The following is a 3155-nucleotide window of genomic DNA, read 5'->3' as shown; positions in this document are numbered from 1 at the left end:
GACAACTCACCGCGGCAGCAGACGGGCCCGCCCCGGCCCTGCTCACACCCGGGGAGGCCGCCCGCGTCGAGGCCGCCGCCGGTGCCGCGCGGGTCGCCGGCATCTGGCCCCTGTCCCCCCTCCAGGAGGGCATGTACTTCGAGGCCACCTACGACGCCGGCGAAGCCCTCGACGTCTACCTGTCCCAGGAGACCCTCGACTTCGACCGCCGCCTGGACGCGGAACGGCTGCGTGCCGCGGCCCGGGCACTCCTCGGGCGGAACACCGGACTGCGCGCCGGATTCGTCAGCGACGGTCTGTCCCGCCCCGTGCAGTTCATCGCGGAGCACGCGGAGATCCCCCTCGTCGAGCACGACCTCTCCGGACTGCCGGCCGGGGAACAGCGGGCCCGCGTCGCGGAACTCCTCGCGGCCGACCGCCGACGGCGCTTCGACCTGACCGCACCGCCGCTCGCCCGCCTGCTGCTCCTCCGCCTCGGCGACGGCCGGGACCGGCTCGTCGTCACCCACCACCTGATCCTGTGGGACGGCTGGTCCGCCTGGCTGTTCCTGGAGGAACTGTTCACCCTGTACGAGCGCTCCGGTGACGCCACCGGGCTGCCCGCCCCCGGTTCCTACCGCGACTACCTGGCCTGGCTGGACCGGCAGGACACCGAGGCCGCCCTGACGGCGTGGCGCCGGGCGCTCGCCGGGTTCGACGAGCCGACCCTGGTCGCCCCGGCGGGACGCGACAGCGGGCCGGTGATCCCGGCGGACTTCGACGCGACACTGACCCGCGAGACCAGCGACCGGCTGCGCGCCGCGGCCCGGCGGCACGGACTCACCCCGAACACCGTGCTGAACGCGGCCTGGGCCCTGGTGCTCTCGGCGCTGACCGGCCGTACCGACGTCGCCTTCGGGACGGCGGTGGCCGGACGGCCCGCGGACGTCCCCGGCGCGGCCGGCATCATCGGCATGTTCCTCAACACCGTCCCCGCCCGCGTCGCCTTCGACGCCGGCCGGCCCCTGCTCGACCTGCTGCGCGCGACGCAGGCCGAACGGGCGGCGCTCATGCCGTACGAGTACCTGGGACTGGGCACCCTTCAGCAGGAGACCGGACACCGCAGGCTGTTCGACACCCTGTTCGTGCTGCGTTCGGCCGACGGTGAGGAGCGTGCCGCCGCGCTCCGACAGCGGCACGGCATCACCGGTATGTCCAACGTGGACGGCACCCACTTCCCCCTCACCCTGATCGTCACCCCCGGGGCCCGGCTGCGGGTGACACTGGCCGCCCGGCCCGACCTGTTCGACGCCGACGCGGCGACCGCGGTCCTGGCCCGGTTCACGGCCGTACTGGAGCGGCTCGTCGAGACCCTCGCCGGACCCGTGGCCGCCACCGCGCGGACCGCGGACGTCGACCTGCTGCTGCCGGCGGAACGGGCCGCCCTCGCCCGGGACCGGGAGACCACCCGCGCACCGCTCCCCGACGACACCGTCGCCGACCTGCTCACCGCACAGACCGCCCGCACCCCGGACGCGGTGGCGCTGGTCTTCGGCGAACACTCCCTGACCTACCTGGAGCTGGACGCACGGATCAACCGGCTCACCCGGCTGCTGCTCGCCCGCGGCGCCGGACCGGAGAAGGCCGTCGCCCTCGCTCTGCCCCGCTCGACCGACATGGTCGCGGCCCTGTTCGCCGTCCTGCGCACCGGTGCCGCCTACCTGCCGCTCGACCTCGACCACCCCGCCGAACGGCTGCGCCTGATGATCGAGGACACCGGCCCGCTGTGCCTGGTCTCCACCACGTCCGTCGCCCCCGCCCTGCGCGACGGGAGCCGACCGCTCGCACCCGAACTGCTCCTGGACGACCCCGCGGTGGCCGCCGGACTGGCCGCGCTCCCGGGTGAGGAGATCACCGACGCCGAACGGCCGGAGTTCGCCCATGGCGTGCCGGACCGGCTCGAACACCCGGCGTACATCATCTACACCTCCGGCTCCACCGGACGGCCCAAGGGCGTCGTCACCCCCTACCGCGGGCTGACGAACATGCGGCTCAACCACCAGCGGGAGATCTTCGACCCGGCCATCGCCTCCGCCGGGGGCCGGCGGCTGCGCATCGCGCACACCGTCTCCTTCGCGTTCGACATGTCCTGGGAGGAACTGCTGTGGCTCGTCGAGGGCCACGAGGTGCACGTCTGCGACGAGGGACTGCGACGCGACGCCGAGGCCCTGGTGGCCTACTGCGACCGGCACGCCGTCGACGTCGTCAACGTGACCCCCACCTACGCCGAGCTGCTGATCGAGGAGGGCCTGCTCGAGCGCGACGCGGCCACGGGCAGGCACCGGCCCGCCCTCGTCCTGCTCGGCGGCGAGGCCGTGTCCGACACGGTGTGGACCCGGCTGCGCCGCACGGAGGGCACCTACGGCTACAACCTGTACGGGCCCACCGAGTACACGATCAACGCCCTGGGCGGATCCACCACCGACAGCGCCACGCCGACCGTCGGCCTGCCCATCCGCAACACCCGCGCCCATGTCCTCGACACGATGCTCCGTCCGGTACCGCCCGGCTGCCCCGGCGAGCTGTACATCGCCGGTACCGGACTGGCCCGCGGCTACCACGACCGTCCCGGTCCGACGGCGGAACGCTTCGTGGCCGATCCGTTCGGCGAGCCCGGTGAACGCATGTACCGCACCGGTGACCTGGTCCGGCGACGCCCGGACGGACTGCTCGACTTCCTCGGCCGCACCGACGACCAGGTGAAGATCCGCGGCTACCGCGTCGAGCCGGCCGAGATCGCCGCCGTCCTGTCCGCGCATCCCGGGATCGCCCGTGCCGCGGTCGTGGTGGTGCGGTCCGCCGGGACCAAGCGACTCGTCGGGTACGTGGTTCCGGAGCCGGGCGGGCAGCAGGGGGAGGAACTGCTCCGGCTGCTCCGCGACCATCTGCGGGCCGGCCTGCCGGACTACATGGTCCCGGCCGCCCTCGTCCCCGTGGACACCCTGCCGCTGACCGTCAACGGCAAGCTCGACGTCAGGGCGCTCCCCGCCCCCCAGCTCACCGGCACGGGCGGCGGCCGGCCGCCGCGCACCCCGCGCGAGGTGACGCTCCGCGCGCTCTTCGCCGACGTGCTCGGTCTGCCCGCGGACGGCATCGGCGTGGACAGCGACTTCTTC

General features: G+C 74.1%; 1 protein-coding gene. It reads left to right on the top strand.

The features are described from left to right. Positions 1-3155, top strand: a 3155-nt coding sequence (locus B9S61_RS03020) for an amino acid adenylation domain-containing protein (protein ID WP_146064690.1), incomplete at both ends; no start/stop codon positions are given.

Source organism: Streptomyces sp. SM1 (assembly GCF_002910825.1).
In the GTDB taxonomy this organism is placed as follows: domain Bacteria; phylum Actinomycetota; class Actinomycetes; order Streptomycetales; family Streptomycetaceae; genus Streptomyces; species Streptomyces okerensis.
This window is presented reverse-complemented; position numbering and strand designations above follow the sequence as displayed.